This is a genomic window from Pseudoalteromonas arabiensis, assembly GCF_001550155.1.
Taxonomy (GTDB): domain Bacteria; phylum Pseudomonadota; class Gammaproteobacteria; order Enterobacterales; family Alteromonadaceae; genus Pseudoalteromonas; species Pseudoalteromonas arabiensis.
The window spans coordinates 30,900-46,353 of sequence record NZ_LRUF01000004.1; the positions used below are offsets into that span (position 1 = coordinate 30,900).

Annotated in this window: 12 protein-coding genes; 5 read left to right on the forward strand and 7 right to left on the reverse strand. The window is 40.2% G+C overall.

The features are described 5' to 3' along the window. Positions 1–46 precede the first annotated feature (46 nt). The 4 genes from PAARA_RS00430 to PAARA_RS00445 form a co-directional block, all read right to left on the reverse strand. Positions 47–517 carry a hypothetical protein gene (locus PAARA_RS00430; RefSeq protein WP_062567112.1) on the reverse strand — a complete coding sequence of 157 codons (471 nt, stop codon included), beginning with the start codon at positions 515–517 and terminating at the stop codon, positions 47–49. A gap of 78 nt (positions 518–595) precedes the next feature. Next, complete coding sequence (locus PAARA_RS00435) at positions 596–3,565, reverse strand: TonB-dependent receptor (RefSeq protein ID WP_062567113.1); 2,970 nt, start codon at positions 3,563–3,565, stop codon at positions 596–598. 373 nt (positions 3,566–3,938) lie between these two features. Further along, entirely contained in the window at positions 3,939–5,219 is a 1,281-nt protein-coding gene (locus PAARA_RS00440; protein ID WP_062567114.1) for a flavohemoglobin expression-modulating QEGLA motif protein, read from the reverse strand. 79 nt (positions 5,220–5,298) lie between these two features. Beyond that, positions 5,299–6,165, reverse strand: coding sequence for a TlpA family protein disulfide reductase (locus PAARA_RS00445; protein WP_062567115.1), 867 nt, complete (start codon positions 6,163–6,165; stop codon positions 5,299–5,301). A 189-nt stretch (positions 6,166–6,354) separates the two neighbouring features. Here PAARA_RS00445 and PAARA_RS00450 point away from each other — a divergent pair, with 189 nt between their 5' ends. The 5 genes from PAARA_RS00450 to PAARA_RS00470 all read left to right on the forward strand — a co-directional run bounded on the left by PAARA_RS00450 (position 6,355) and on the right by PAARA_RS00470 (position 11,091). Next, positions 6,355–6,615 (forward strand): DUF3081 domain-containing protein, encoded by a 261-nt coding sequence (locus PAARA_RS00450; protein WP_062567116.1) that lies wholly within the window; start codon positions 6,355–6,357, stop codon positions 6,613–6,615. A 7-nt stretch (positions 6,616–6,622) separates the two neighbouring features. Next, complete coding sequence (locus PAARA_RS00455) at positions 6,623–6,919, forward strand: hypothetical protein (RefSeq protein WP_062567117.1); 297 nt, start codon at positions 6,623–6,625, stop codon at positions 6,917–6,919. Positions 6,920–6,999: 80 nt separating this feature from the next. After that, positions 7,000–8,595 (forward strand): AbgT family transporter, encoded by a 1,596-nt coding sequence (locus tag PAARA_RS00460; RefSeq protein WP_062567118.1) that lies wholly within the window; start codon positions 7,000–7,002, stop codon positions 8,593–8,595. Between the two features lie 221 nt (positions 8,596–8,816). Next, complete coding sequence (locus tag PAARA_RS00465; protein ID WP_062567119.1) at positions 8,817–10,553, forward strand: amidohydrolase; 1,737 nt, start codon at positions 8,817–8,819, stop codon at positions 10,551–10,553. A 19-nt stretch (positions 10,554–10,572) separates the two neighbouring features. Further along, positions 10,573–11,091, forward strand: coding sequence for a protein tyrosine phosphatase family protein (locus tag PAARA_RS00470; RefSeq protein WP_062567120.1), 519 nt, complete (start codon positions 10,573–10,575; stop codon positions 11,089–11,091). 22 nt (positions 11,092–11,113) lie between these two features. Here the strand turns inward: PAARA_RS00470 and PAARA_RS00475 are convergent, their stop codons facing one another. The 3 genes from PAARA_RS00475 to PAARA_RS00485 form a co-directional block, all read right to left on the reverse strand. Continuing rightward, the gene (locus PAARA_RS00475; RefSeq protein WP_083515224.1) at positions 11,114–13,360 is read right to left on the reverse strand and encodes a carbohydrate binding family 9 domain-containing protein; all 2,247 of its coding nucleotides are present in this window, start codon (positions 13,358–13,360) and stop codon (positions 11,114–11,116) included. 203 nt (positions 13,361–13,563) lie between these two features. Then, positions 13,564–14,865 carry a DEAD/DEAH box helicase gene (locus PAARA_RS00480; RefSeq protein WP_062567121.1) on the reverse strand — a complete coding sequence of 434 codons (1,302 nt, stop codon included), beginning with the start codon at positions 14,863–14,865 and terminating at the stop codon, positions 13,564–13,566. A gap of 67 nt (positions 14,866–14,932) precedes the next feature. Then, complete coding sequence (locus PAARA_RS00485) at positions 14,933–15,364, reverse strand: hypothetical protein (protein ID WP_062567122.1); 432 nt, start codon at positions 15,362–15,364, stop codon at positions 14,933–14,935. Positions 15,365–15,454 lie beyond the last annotated feature (90 nt).

The window sequence follows — 15,454 nt, forward strand, 5'->3', positions numbered from 1 at the left end:
TACAAAACGCAGCTGCTCATTCCAGCTGCGTTTTTATTTCATGCAATTAAACAGTACCTTCTAAACACTGTTTCTTTCTTAGCTGATCTTCGATTACTAAAGGACGTTTCAGCTCCTGGGTAATTACTTCTGAGGCTTGATTACCCGTCTCTTTATCTGCGAACCAAATAGAAATTTTATCTCCCTTTACTTCACGGTTTAACGTGTAGTTTCCGCCTTCTTTAAAGTTCATATCAAATCGAGCAAAAGCATTCTTTTCAGAAGATGGGAAATCTCTTTCACTAATTACGGCTTTAACCCAAAGAACGTGGTCGCCAGCTTCGTACTGCCTTGCTTGCTCCCAAGCTGAAACAGACTTGCTATTACACATTAAGTACACATAATCTCTTTGCTTACCATGCTCATATTGAAAGTTTTCAACTCGAAACTTTCCTTCGTCTATATCCTTTTTAATAGGCAACGCACTACATGCTGTCATTAAAACTGCTGAAACTACTAGGCTTGAATGTTTAATCATATTTTTTCTCCATAAAAAAAGCGCCCTCTTATAAAGTAGGCGCTTTCTGTTTAAAAATCAAGCAATAAGCTTAAGTTTTTAGAACGTCATGTTGAAAACCATTTCAACAGTACGTGGTGTCTGCCAAGAAACTGGTGAACCGAACTGTGCATTACCATTGAATGCAGCTTCCGATTCAGCAACCTCTTCATAGTTAGTTACATTGCTCGCATCGAACAAGTTTTCAATTTGAAGAGATACGAAAGCAGAATCAAATACGTCTAAGTAGCTAAGGTCATACTTGAAGTTAACATCTACTGTCGCAGTCCAAGGAGTTCTACCAAAGCTACCACGTGAGAATTTAGTGTCACCTACATAGTAAGTATCACCATAGTGATAGCTTCCTTGGTCTGGGTAGTAACCAGCACCCAGTGCGTTACGAGGACGGCCTGAAGTTAGACGCGTATTCATACCAACGATTAGATTGTCTGATATCGCATATGAACCAAAGATTTTCAGTGAATGGCGACGGTCATTAGGTAAGTAACCATTAGCGCCGTCCATTAGGTATGGGTAATCCCAGTCTGTTGTTAGACCAGCATCATCCTGACCGTTATCAGATTTAACGTAACCTTCCGCATTACCATAGCTTTGTGACCATGTGTAGTTCGCTTTAAGCATCCATTGACCATCCCATGCTCTTTCAAGCATTAAGTCAACAGCGTTGTAGTTACGTTTTGCTTCTGGGTAACCTAGCTGTTCAGCTGTGAAGTTATAGTCCTCTAAAACACCGTCACCGTCAGCGTCATATTGGAAAGATGCGCCTTTACCTGGGTTAAGCAATAAGAAATGATCATCATCAATACCGATGCTTTCAAATGCTTTTTCTGCACTCGCATCATCAATTACACTCTTAAGTTCACGACGAGTATATTTGATACCTGCTGACCAGTCTTCATTGATCATACCTTGATAACCAATGATGAATTCATCTTGATACATTGCTTCAAGGCTTGAAGAACGAACACTTACAGGGCTAGGTGCTGTACCGTCACCAAATACAACTGTGTCACCAAGCTTACCACCTAATTGTGGAACATCATCTGAGCCGATGCTGTCAATTTGGTAATAGTCATGTGTATAAAGCTCTGCACCTGCTAAACGAACGTTAGTATTTGATGCTACTGGTAAATGATAACGACCTGCATTGGCAAATACTTTATGCTCACCATCTGCAAAGATGTCGTATGCGATACCTAAACGAGGAGCAAACTGATTGCTCATTTCAACGAATGTTTCACCGTCAGCATTTAAGTTTTCGAAACTTTCCCAACGGAAACCGATGTTTAGAGTTAGTTGATCATTTACATTCCAAACATCTTCAATGTAGAACGCTTCATTGTTGATATCAAATTCGCCACCAACTTCATAGTTACGTACACGAACATAACGACCAGACTCTTGGATTGTATAACCATTTGGTAATACAGCACCTGCTTCATAGTTTTGGTATGCGTAGTAGATATCACCAGAAAGGTTTACAACACTCGTTGATGTATTTTTCTCTGCGTCGTAACCGAAACGCAAGTTGTGATTGTCTGTTACTAACCAGTCAACGTCAAAACGATATTGCTTACGTTCGTCACTATTATCTTCAATAGTAAAAGACGCCCAACAACCTAAGTTTTGACCAGATGAAAGGTCATAAATTACTGGACAATCTGCGCCATCAGCTGTTGTAGTATCCGTAAACTCAACTTTACCTGCCATTGCAGAGATTGATAAATAATCTGTAATGTTACCGTTATAACGAACAGACCAGCTTTTACCACCAGACAAGGTTTCAGAATTTAGAGCCGTGTCTTTGATGATATTGCCATCTGCATCCAAGTCGTAATCAGTAGTCGCAAGAGTACTTTCGTCTTTGAACATCCATGCAGATAAAGAGTGATCTTCATTAATATTCCAATCTAAACGTGCCAAGTAATAAGGGTCATCATCCTTACGAATACGCATACCGTTACCACGATTGATAAGATCTTCGTATTCATTATCACGCATTTCATAAAGACCATAGAAGAATAATGTATCTTCAATTAGAGCACCACTTGCAAAAATATCTGTTTTGCTTGTTTCACGCGCATCACGGCTATTATCAACAATAACGTCACCAACACGGTTAGCACAAGTCTCAACTATGTCACCGTTTACAACTTTTTGCTGACAGTCATCGGCTTGATAGTACGAACTAGGGCGGTCACCGTATAGCGAGCCAAGATCTTGTCTATGTTGTAGACCAAATTTAAACTCATTAGTACCCGATTTAGTTACAGAGCTTACTACACCACCTGTTGAGCGACCAAATTCAGCTGAGTAACCACCCGTTTTAACTTGGAAAGATTCATAAGCTAAGAAAGGAATAGTCGCACCACCAACACCATTACGGAAGTTTGTCATGTTAAGACCGTTCACGTAATAAACGTTTTCAGCTTGAGATGCACCACCAAAGCTTGCAAGTGAGTTACCTTTCGCATCTTCGAAACGAGAATCACCTAAGTTAACACCTGGAGCAAGTAATGCTACTGATGTGATATCAGGCGCAACTGGTAAACGGTTTAGTTCATCAGCAGAAATATTGAAAGAAGCCTCTGAGCTTGTTGTATCAACGCGAGCAATTCGGCTACCCGTTACAGAAATAACCTCTAAGTTACCCTCTATCATCTCTACTTCAAGCGCTGCAACTTTACCAATTCCGATTGTTACGTCTTTAAGTTCAGATGTTTGATAACCACTTTTTTCAATGCGAATATTGTAAACACCTACAGGAATTGAATTTAAGTTGAACTGACCTCTAGAGTCTACGATAAGCGTTTTCGTGAAACCATTTGTCTCGTTCGTAATAGTAACAGTTGCACCGGCAATTGGTGCATCGCCTTGTTGCTGTGTTACTACCCCTTTAATTGCACCATCAACGTTACTTGCTAGTGACTGCGCACTGTAAAGTGTTAAAGATGAGCAAACGGCAACGCATAAAGCCGCTTTTTTGAATATGTTGTTTTTATGTATCATAATTTTCCCTGAATTATTATTTTAGTTACTTTCGCACTTTCGATGTAACAAAATATTTTTACCATTAACACGTGGTATATACAAGTGTTTATTGAAACTTTCTGATAACATTTCATTAAGAAAAAAACACACTATATTCAACAACATCTATAAAAACACCTTTTGTTCCTGATAACAAAACAATATAAAAATTGTAAATATGAGGTTTACTAAAAAGATTTTCGAGGGAAAAATCAGAATGAATTAGGTATCACTTTATGCTTGAAATGACTTTTTGGTACATAAAGTTAACAAAAATTTTTGTAGTTTGAATTAAATAATCACTTGAGAGTGTGGAGCTAAATAAATTATCGCCACTCCACATTTAAATAGATCAAATAAACAATGGTTTGTAATCGTTTTCTAATTGCTCAAACGACAAGTTGCCAATAAAACGACCAAAGCTCAGCCACGTTGCTAGGCCTCGCAAGTCTTTAAAGTGTGGCGGAATAAATTTAGGGTCTTCAATCACACCTAAATCATGCAATTGTGATATCAGTCTGAAATCGTCTATTGAGATTTTACCAACCAATAGCAAGTGCAATTGATCAATTCGGCCTAACTGAATGGCAACTCGTATTAGGTTATACACCAACACGAAACCTTTAATATAGGCAATATCTTTTGTAAAAGGTAAGCCTGTTGCTGTACTTCCTCTAAACACGCGTTGAGTGAGCGTGTAGCTGTCGTCCTTGCTCAAGCCTTGTGCTACATAGTCACGATAAATGTCTACAAATTCAGCGCCATCAATAACCTTGGTAATCCCTTGAATACGGTTAACTAATTTTGCTAAACGTCGAGGCGTCGACTTTAAGGTAATAATTTCGGTCAACACCGCAAGGCCTTCTTGGGTAACCGTAGAGCTCGGTGTGCCTTTACTTAAACAAGTTAAATAAGGCTGCGCAAGACCGTTTTGGGTCGTCCCCACATGGATCCAGCCTTCATGCACTTCAAGAATATCAAGCTCCCGCTGTGAAAACTTAACATCTTGATTAAGTTTAATGTTGTTTGCACCCGCTGCAGCGTCACTAACAATACCGTCGCTCAGAATGACCTCAACATCGATACCCGGCATTGTTTGAGCCACTTGCGATGCTAAAATTTTAACTGCATCTTCTGCATCAATATTTTTGGGATCATCAGGCAATATATCGGCATCGAGCATACTCTTTAGCGGCTGCTCAAGCATAGTGGCAAGCTCAGCAAGTGAAGGCTCTCCAGCATGGAATAAATCTTTGGGGTGACCAAATAGTTCAACAGAAAGATCATGAAATTCAGGCGTGCCACGATACTCAATCATACTAAGTACAGTTTTATATTCAGTACACATCTTGCTCATGAATTGGGCAATCGGATTGAGTTGCCCTAACTGGCTGATGATATCGCGATTTAAATCAGAAAACGCACGGCGTAACTCACTTGGTACAAAACCAAGATCACGTTGCTGGTAATAGGCTTGATCAACCGTTGGGTTTTTCTGGCATTTATGCTTAAAAAACTCTTCTTTGATCTGTTTATCCCAATTGATCGCATCAAGAATACGAATGGGTGTTTGCAGTGCGATTAATCGGTCAGATAACTCGCGTGTTTTTGCTAATAATGCCTTATCTATCATGCTCTAGGCTCACTGTGTAATGAGCCTAGAGCATAGGCTAAATTTGTATAATTACAAAGCTAAATTAATCGGTTTTTAGCTAAAATTTAGCCTGTGTAGTGGCTAACTTTCCATCGTTGTAGATAAGTAAAGTTGGTACCGAATTAATGCCATTTTCGAGAAATAAATCGTTACCATAATCGATTGAAACCGGCATACTTGCAGAGAATTTATCAACATATTCTTGCACTGCACTTTGATCGGTCCACAGCTGGCTCACTTTAACTTCCACATCAATTCCTTGCTCTGTCAACTTATTAACATGTTGCTGTGCTAATACACATTGCTTTGCCATAGCAGGGCGAGTGTCGGCTAAGTACCAGTCGCACCACGTTGCGGTGAATAGCACTGCTTTTTTGCCTTTTTTCGGAATAGTCAATGGAGTCGCTTGGCCTTGTTTTTCGCTAAGCAGTCGTGCTTTTTCAACTTTGCCATTGTGTGATAACAAACGTAATGTGTTATCAAGCGGCTTATCGGCTTCGTGGCCTTGAAAAATCACTTTCTCATCGCTATCAATTAACACATGAAAAGGGGTGCCCATAAATTCATAATGTTTCGCAACTTGGCCTGTGTGATCCGTAAATAGTGGCATACTAAGTGAGAAACGCTCTTTAACCTTAGCAACAGCGTGTGCATCATCATTGAGGTCGATATTAATAGCTACAAATTGAATTTTATCGCCATATTGCTCATAAGCATGCTGAAAATGCGGCATCTGCTCCATACATGGCTTGCACCAGGTAGCCCAAAACTTTAAGTAAACTGGTTTCTTGCCTAAGTAACTGCCAAGTTTAACAATTTGTCCTGCTTCATTTTCTAAAACAAGGGGGGGTGTATTCGCCGATATTCTTTGGCTAACAAGCAACAAGCCTGTTAGCAGCACCAAAGGAAAAAACTTATATTTCATTGTGCGATCCTCAAATAAAACGTAGCTTAAGCGTAAGGTAAGCCAAAGGATTGTAAATTTTCGACATCAGCCATGCTAATGTCATTTTAATGATTTATCGCAAAGTAAAGCTTATTAACACTCAAAACATTAAGAATAGCACTAAACTTTTTATAGATAGTAAACGTATTACACCAAAAAGGAGTCATCATGAAAAACGAGTTAGACGGTAAATTAATTCTTTCTGTGTATGAGAAAATTATTCAACACGGTGAAGATCACGAAGACGGTAAACTCTATGAAGGTATTTGCGCTTTTTCAGATATCGATGGCTATACAGTATATCTAAAAGGCAGCGGTGTATTACTGCGCTTTGGTTTTCACAATACCTATCACCTTGACTATCAACACGAAAAAAATAAAGAAGACTTTTTAAAGAAAGTGCTTTATATCGCAGAAAAGGAACTATGAATACATAATGAAACGACGGGTAAAAGCTGAGTCAAAACAACAGACTGTATTTATCAATGAGGTTATTAATGAACTTAAAAGTAATCCTGATAAGTTAGATATCATCCGCGATAATCTGAGTTACTATCGTGAGCAACAGTTTCTTAAGCGTGGTTTTCTGCTCGCTATTGAGCGCTTTGATTGGGTGTTTGAAGCAAGCAATGATGTAGAGCAAATTTGCGCGCAAATTCTAGCTGATGATTATATTGGTAAACGTTTGCGCCGCTACCCCTTGCTATATAAGGGTGTCATTGAGCGTACTTAGAACGATTCCCACCGCTAAAACATGATCTGTCCGGTAAAAAATGCTAGGTTAGCGCCATTTTGAAAATACGAGAACTGGACATGTCAAAAACAATAAACTCTCACAACACCCATGAGGGTGGTAACAATGGGTTATTTAACCGATTTTTAGCCACCGTTGAATTTCTGGGCAATATGTTACCCCACCCTATTACATTATTTGCAATGTTCTGTGTTGCGATCATCGTATTCAGTGGTATTGCCGATTGGTTTGGCCTAAGTGCCATCGACCCACGCCCAGAAGGTGCTGCAGGTCGCGACCCTGATGGTGTAATTGAGGTTGTCAGCTTACTCAGTGCTGAAGGCCTACAACGTATCGTTACAGGGCTTGTGACTAACTTTACCAGCTTTGCGCCACTTGGTACGGTACTGGTTGCTTTATTGGGCGTCAGTGTTGCAGAGCACTCAGGTTTACTCTCTGCAGCTATGCGTGGCATGGTAATGGGTGCATCTAAACGATTAGTTACCTTTATGGTGGTGTTTGCTGCGATTTTATCAAATACGGCATCAGAGCTTGGCTACGTAGTACTTATTCCACTCGCTGCAATGATCTTTCACAGCCTTGGCCGTCATCCACTTGCGGGTCTTGCTGCCGCATTTGCGGGTGTTTCAGGTGGGTACAGCGCTAACTTATTACTAGGCACCATTGACCCTTTGCTAGCTGGTATCACTACGCCCGCTGCACAAATGATTGATCCGAACTACCAAGTTGGCGCTGAAGCTAACTGGTATTTCATGATGATTTCAGTATTTTTAATCGCTATTTTGGGTACTCTCGTTACTGAGAAAATCGTTGAGCCGCGGCTTGGCAAATACAACCCAGAAGAAGCTAGTAATGATTTGCCAAAAAATGATATTGCCGGTTTAACCGATAAAGAAAAGTCAGGCCTTAAGTGGGCTGGTGTTTCATTGTTAGTGGTTTCATTATTACTTGCATGGACAATTGTTCCTGACGACGGCATTTTACGCAACCCAGAAACAGGCCTTGTAGCACACTCGCCATTTTTAAAAGGCATTGTAGTATTTATCTTTGTGACTTTCGGTATCCCAGGGTTTGTTTACGGCCGCGTTGTTGGCACCATGAAAAACGATAAAGATGTCATCGATGCCATGAGTAAAAGCATGAGCTCGATGGGGATGTACATTGTGCTGGTATTCTTTGCAGCACAGTTCGTTGCCTTCTTTAAATGGACCAACTTAGGCACAATTTTAGCGATTAACGGCGCTGCTCTATTACAAGCGCTAAACCTAACTGGTCCTGAAGTTTTCGTGCTATTCATTTTAATGTGTGCGCTAGTAAACTTAAGCTTGGGTTCTTCATCAGCACAGTGGGCTGTCACTGCACCAATCTTCGTACCAATGTTAATGCTTATAGGCTACGCACCGGAGACTATTCAAGCAGCGTATCGAATTGGTGACTCGGTAACAAACCTTATTACTCCAATGATGAGTTACTTTGGCTTGATACTAGCTGTTGCAACTAAATATAAGAAAGACATGGGTATTGGTACATTGGTTGCGACCATGCTTCCTTACAGCATGATATTCTTTGTTGGTTGGGTCGCGTTATTCTACTTATGGGTATTTGTACTGGGATTACCTGTGGGCCCTGAATCACCGATTTATTATCAGCCTTAAGTGAGCACCTCTTCTGAAGAAAAAAGCCAAGCACTCGCTTGGCTTTTTTGCCTGTGTAATTACCCTGTGGCACTCAGCTTTATAGTAAGAATCAGTTAGCAGCTTCGACAATCGAGTTTGACTTCAATCAAATTTAAGCCCATTTTTTAAACACAACCTATATAAACAGACTATATTCTTATATTGCTCAAAGACATAATTAATAAACAAGGACGCTACACATGAAGTATCACCTCGCACTCGCTTGTACATTACTCGCCTTAACGGCCTGTGATAAAGCCCCTGTGCAAACAGCTAAAACTCTGCCACTGCAAGTTAGCTATGCAGATGCTATTTATTATGGTGGTGATATTCTTACTATGACCGATGATAAACCAGAGTACGCACAAGCAATCGCAACAAAAGGTGAAAAAATTATCTTTGTGGGTAATAAAGATAAAGCACTTGAATATAAGTTTGGCAAAACAAAGCTCATTGATCTGCAAGGTAAAACTTTAATGCCTGGTTTTGTAGATGGCCATAGCCATGTATATGGTGTTGGCTTGCAAGCCATGGTCGCCAATGTTCTACCTAGCCCAGATGGTGATGCCAATAGCGTTGAGCAAATCGTCAACATCCTAAAAGCAGCACAACATAACCCTGACTACACTACATTTATCGAAAAAACAGGGGCAATTTTAGGCTTTGGTTACGATGATGCTGAACTTGATAGGTATCCAACTAAAATGGATTTAGACCTAGTTAGTACAGATAAACCTGTAATTATAATTCATACCTCAGGCCACTTAAGTGTTGCAAACAGTAAAGCGTTAGCCATGGCTGGCATTGATGCCAGCACTAAAAATCCTGATGGCGGACTGATACGCCGAATGCCTAACTCACAAGAACCAAGTGGTGTACTCGAAGAAAACGCACACTTTGCTTTATTGTTTAAACTCATGCAATCTTTTGATCCTGAGTTACAAGACATGATGCTTGAAGAAGGCCAAAAAATGTATACCAAATACGGCTACACAACGGCGCAAGAAGGCCGTGCAACCCAAGAAGCTTATGATTCAATGGTAAGGGCATCAAAAGCGAATAAATTCGTGATTGATGTGGTTGCTTATGCGGATATGGCTACGAGTAGTAGTTTCATGAACTCAACTTATAATAGTAAAGACTACACCAACCATTTTCGCATCGGTGGGGTAAAACTAAATTTTGATGGCTCACCGCAAGGTAAAACTGCGTGGTTAACTCATCCTTATTTAAAAGCCCCTGAAGGCCAAGAGCAGGGTTATGCAGGCTACCCTACTTTTAGCGATGAGCAAGCCTATAAATATGTTGAAACAGCCTTCGCTAATGGCTGGCAAGTTATGACCCATGCGAATGGTGATGCCGCCATTGAACAATTTTTAAATGCTGTTGAAAATGCGAATAACAAGCTTGGCAAAAAAGACCGTCGCCCTGTGCTCATTCATGGTCAAACAATTCGTCAGGACCAAGTTAACCGCCTTAAAGAGTTAGGCGTTTTTCCATCACTCTTCCCAATGCATACCTTTTATTGGGGCGACTGGCATGTAAACTCGGTGCTTGGTCACCCCCGTGCAGATTTTATTTCACCAACCCATGCGGTTCGCAAGCAAGGGCTAATGTTTAGCACCCATCATGATGCGCCAGTGGCACTGCCCAATGCTCTTCGCGTATTAGATGCAACGGTTAACCGCACAACTCGTACTGATCAAGTATTAGGTCCTGAGCAACGGGTTTCTGTGTATACTGCATTGCAAGCAATGACAATATGGCCTGCGTATCAACACTTTGAAGAAACCTCAAAAGGGCAATTAAAACAAGGGATGCAAGCGGATTTAATTATCCTTGATAATAACCCTTTAAAAATAAAGCCTGCAGAGCTTCATAACTTACACGTGTTAGAAACCATCAGCCGTGGTAAAACCGTCTACAGTAAAAATTAAACACATTTGAAGGAATAATATGAATAAGTTCATACAGTTAGTATTAGCCTCAATGCTGTCATTTTCAGTATTAGCAACACAAACAATCACCACAGAGCTAGATATTTATAACCTGAAAGCTCAATCTGAGTATGTATTGACCTCAGGTCAGCCGAATCAAACCGATTTTGCAAAATTAAAAGAGCTGGGAGTTAAAAATATCATTAACCTACGTGGGGATAACGAAACTAATTGGTCTGAGCAAGATTTAGTCACCGAGCTTGGCATGAATTATTACCATATTCCTGTGCAATCGAAAGCTGATATTACGATTGAAAATGCCACTAAGCTACAAAGTTTGCTCAATGAACATCAACAGCAAACAACCTTGTTGCATTGTGCTAGCAGCAACCGTGTTGGTGCACTTGTTGCGCTTTACAATGCTATTACCTTAAAACAGCCAATTGATGAAGCTGTCGAGATTGGAAAGCAATGGGGCTTAAAAAGCCTTGAAGGGGTTGTAAGAAGTAAAGTAAACGAAGAAATTGGTCAGCCCTAAGCTGACCAATTTTTAACTGAAACTAAAGCTGCCACGCATAACTTAACTTTGTAAAAAAGGTTCGTTGGTCTCTTTCTAGCCCTTTAAGAGAGTCATCCTCATACCCTCTATCTGAGTAGCCTAAGTAAAATAAAGTTTGGGCATTAATTTTGTAGGAATAGACCAGTTGACTACCATAGTCACGATTCGTTTGGCTTACATCATAAAGATAAGCTTCATGATTTCGATCCACATCTTCAAATTGTAAAACGAGTTTCAGCATCGAGCGCATATTAAATTTATAATAAACTCGCAAATCCGTTAAGTTAGCGGTATAAACACGGTCGTTTTGTTCGTTATCTAAATAGCTGTAACTGTGCTCTAATTGGACTTGCCAATGGTCGTTAATGTCCCATGTCATTTCTGGCTCAATTCGTACCATAGTACCAAGGGCGGCATTGCTATAATCTATTTTGCTACCGTATTGCGCATACAATAAGAAACGCACGTCACGAATTGGCCTAAAACCACCGTAGATATAGCCAATATTTTGATTAAAGAACTCACCAGCATAAAACTCATTACGGTGAATAAAACCAATTTCTGTTTGTGACTGCATTTTGCCTTTAAAAGTAATAAAGCCATCGTACTCTTCTTCGAGTAAATCACCATTTTGCGCCCACGTTTTATCCCACTCAGCATTATAACTGTACTCAGTAATTGCATCCTCGGCGTCACGATACCAAGTTTGACCTCCACCAAGTTGAACTTGCTCATAGTCAGCCTTTGCTTGATAACCTAAGTCAGAGCGGTAATCTTTGCCTATATTTTCATAGTTTGCGTAAAGCTCGTAATCACGTTTATTGCGGCTAAACTCAATATTGTAGGCTTGGTCTGATTGATTTTTTTCAAGACCATACACATCAACTAAATAATCAGAGTTCTTAGTGTCTGTTGTTACAGCTTGATATTGAAGGCTATCCGTTTGATTAAACCAATAACTACCATCAAGGGATAAAACTGTGTTGTGATAATCACCACTTTCACGGTGTGTTGTCATCAACCCAATCGTCCCCTTTTGGCCTATATCAAGTTGATAACGTCCTACAGCTGAATGTGTTTTATCACCAAGATTGGCAAAACCAGAGCCTTGGTTAGTCGGTAGCAAAACGCTGGTATTTTCATCATCCGCATACATAAAGCCATAGCTGTGCGTCCCTGTTTTACCTGTTAACTTAACACCGACTTCTGGCTCTGCAATGGTACGTGTATACAGTAATTCAAGTTGGTTAGTGTCAAAATAAGACGCACCATCTAAGAAGAATGGACGTTTTTCGGCGTAGTAAATTGAATAAGTGGTATTAACATCAAGCTCAAGTGAGTCAGCCTCAACTTGCGAAAAATCAGGGTTAATTGTAGCGTTAATGACCGCATCTTGAGTCACACCCCAACGTAAATCAAGGCCAGCCTCAGTGTCGATATCTCCATTTTGCCAATCTCCTGGCACAGTGTCTTTTGTATCATGGCGAAGTGCTGTTAATGTCGGTGTGAGCTGAATATTTTTACTCTCACTCATATTTCTAAAACCAGTTAATTTATCAAATTGACAAAAACTGCACTTAACATCACGGTCAAAACCGACATTCGACATTTGATAAAATACGTCTCGCGGGTAGTTACGCCAAACAGCAAAGCTCCATGTCAATTGCTCTTGGCTTTTAGGAAAGCGTAATGCAGTAAAAGGGATTCGCATTTCCACCACATAGCCGTTTTCAGTGATCTGCCCTGCACTATCCCAAATTGCATCCCATGAAGGGTCTTCAGCCCAATCATCAGTGTCTGTCATACGCATATCCCCTTGAGCACCAAGTGGATTTACATAAAACTCATACCCTGTACGCTCGTCGTTAAAGGTATCGATCATTAAGGCAACATTGTCATCTTGCCACAGCGTATCACGGTCCCGAAGTGCTGCACGAATTTGACTAGGATCATTATCTTTGGCAACAAATCCAACATACAAATACTTACCATCTTCATACATATAAGCATCAGTTTGTACAGGTGGCTCACCTTTTTCATTGGGTTCGTTTTGATATTTAAGAGGTATCTTAGTTGCGTGCTGCCAATGTGCTTCGTCCATGACACCGTCGACACGAATAGACTCATTGATATGAGCTAATGAAAATTCGACTTTATCATAAGCAACAGCTTTGAGGGGTACATGTGCAAGGCTAAAAAAAATGCCAGGTAGAATAGCACGGGTAATTATTTTTCTTACGTACTGCATAAACATCCATTTAAATACAAGCGTGACCTTCACGCCATTTGAGCTTTTCGAAAAGCGATTGTAATTCAATGAGGTAGAATTGTTAATGATTTTGTCTATAAAAATTAACAAATAAGTAATTTTTATTAGTTTTGAATAGGTAACAAAAAGCCCCGTAGCGTATTCGCGACAGGGCCTTTCAAAATTAACTAAAATTCAATTAGTTATTTTTTTAAGCTTAGTTTTCCGCCTTTTAAGGACTTACGTACCTTGGCAATACGCGAGCGATTTTTAGCACGTGCTTCGCCTGTCGCCTGACCAGACGGCTTATTTGTACGACTACGGCGTAGGTGCGCGGGCTTTTTACCAATTTTATCAATCAATACATCACGATTACTCACTTCATAGCCGGGTAACACTATGCGTTTAATGCGCTGGCCGATTAACTTTTCGATATCGAATAGGGTATTTTCTTCTTCACGGCTAACGAATGAGATAGCTTGTCCTGGTTTACCAGCACGGCCTGTACGACCGATACGATGTACATAATCTTCAGCAAGCCAAGGCAGGTCAATATTAATAACACGTGGTAAGCCTTCTATATCAATACCGCGGGCTGCCACCTCAGTTGCAACTAATACGCGAACTTTACCCTCTTTAAATTCACGTAATGCACGACGGCGATTGCCTTGGGTTTTATCGCCATGACATACAACCGCAGGAATACCATCTAGGTTTAGCTCTTTAACAAGCTCATCGGCGGTTTCTTTCATGTTTACGAAAACCAAAACCTGTTGCCAATTTTTCTTACCAATAAGCTCTGACAACAACTCTTGTTTACGGCGCTCTTCTACTGGATAAACTACGTGCTGAACGGTTTCGGCAGTACTGTTCGTTTGATCAACATGGATAATTTCAGGTTGCTTAAGTACTTTACTTGCAAACTGCTTAATTGCGGCAGGAAAAGTCGCCGAAAACAGTAAAATTTGACGTGCTTCATCACAGCCATTAATGACTGTTTGCATGTCATTAATAAAGCCCATGTCGAGCATGCGGTCAGCTTCATCAAGTACAAGGTGTTTAACACTTGCTAAGCTGATATTACCTAAACGTAATTGATCTAATAAACGCCCAGGGGTTGCTACGACAATGTCAACACCTGCTTTAAGATCATTTGCTTGGCCGGCTAGGTTAATTCCACCAAATAAACACACTGTTTTTAACTCAGTGTATTTTGCAAATGCTTTAAAGTTATTGGCAATTTGCTCTGCAAGTTCACGAGTTGGCGCAAGCACTAAGGCACTCGGCGCATTATTATCACTCAGTGTGGTCTCTGACAGCTTTTGAATAAGAGGCAGTGCAAAAGCAGCTGTTTTACCCGTACCAGTTTGCGCACTGACAAGTACATCTTTGCCTTTTCTTATTGCAGGAATAGCAGTACGTTGTACGGGAGTAAGCGTTTGGAAATTAAGTTCTTCTAACGCCTGAAGAATCTCAGAAGAAAAACTAAATGATTTAAAATTCATGCTGTATAACCTGCGGCCATCTTATCAAGGGTCGCAAATTATACAGAAAAAAAATGGTTTTAGTTAGTTATAACTTAACTAAAGTGCCTTTTAATGCTACGCCTGCGATAAAAGTACCCGCGCCACACTGATATTCAGTCTCACTCACAAACTCGCGCTTTTTATAATAAGATTGAATATTCACGACTGCATTCATGCCTTCACGTTTAGCACGCTCTTGTAGAGCCTTAAGCGCACTTAACATTACCCACTCACATGCTTCGCGGTCACTTTTGTTAAACGCATTGGTTTTTTTATTTGTTATCACTTCACCATAACTGCTTTTGATTTTGCTATGACTTTGACTGGCAAAATAAAGAGGAATATCAAGCAGCGCATTTTTTGCTTTCGTTGTTTGCAATAATGCTTCAACTGGTAGTGTTTGCAGATCATCGCGCGCAGCGCTATTAGCAGAAAATAAACAACCGATAAGAGCCAAAGTGGTAATAATTAATTTCATTTAAAGTTCCTTTTGTGTCGTTTCCATGCACGCTTTAGTGAAATAGAGTTGTTGTTATTCTGTTTCACTAAGACTTGCATACAGTTCGAT

What these genes read in the sequence shown, in the direction of transcription:
- PAARA_RS00430 (WP_062567112.1), bottom strand. Translation starts at nt 517, where the DNA reads ATGATTAAACATTCAAGCCTAGTAGTTTCAGCAGTTTTAATGACAGCA.
- PAARA_RS00435 (WP_062567113.1), bottom strand. Translation starts at nt 3,565, where the DNA reads ATGATACATAAAAACAACATATTCAAAAAAGCGGCTTTATGCGTTGCC.
- PAARA_RS00440 (WP_062567114.1), bottom strand. Translation starts at nt 5,219, where the DNA reads ATGATAGATAAGGCATTATTAGCAAAAACACGCGAGTTATCTGACCGA.
- PAARA_RS00445 (WP_062567115.1), bottom strand. Translation starts at nt 6,165, where the DNA reads ATGAAATATAAGTTTTTTCCTTTGGTGCTGCTAACAGGCTTGTTGCTT.
- PAARA_RS00450 (WP_062567116.1), top strand. Translation starts at nt 6,355, where the DNA reads ATGAAAAACGAGTTAGACGGTAAATTAATTCTTTCTGTGTATGAGAAA.
- PAARA_RS00455 (WP_062567117.1), top strand. Translation starts at nt 6,623, where the DNA reads ATGAAACGACGGGTAAAAGCTGAGTCAAAACAACAGACTGTATTTATC.
- PAARA_RS00460 (WP_062567118.1), top strand. Translation starts at nt 7,000, where the DNA reads ATGTCAAAAACAATAAACTCTCACAACACCCATGAGGGTGGTAACAAT.
- PAARA_RS00465 (WP_062567119.1), top strand. Translation starts at nt 8,817, where the DNA reads ATGAAGTATCACCTCGCACTCGCTTGTACATTACTCGCCTTAACGGCC.
- PAARA_RS00470 (WP_062567120.1), top strand. Translation starts at nt 10,573, where the DNA reads ATGAATAAGTTCATACAGTTAGTATTAGCCTCAATGCTGTCATTTTCA.
- PAARA_RS00475 (WP_083515224.1), bottom strand. Translation starts at nt 13,360, where the DNA reads ATGCAGTACGTAAGAAAAATAATTACCCGTGCTATTCTACCTGGCATT.
- PAARA_RS00480 (WP_062567121.1), bottom strand. Translation starts at nt 14,865, where the DNA reads ATGAATTTTAAATCATTTAGTTTTTCTTCTGAGATTCTTCAGGCGTTA.
- PAARA_RS00485 (WP_062567122.1), bottom strand. Translation starts at nt 15,364, where the DNA reads ATGAAATTAATTATTACCACTTTGGCTCTTATCGGTTGTTTATTTTCT.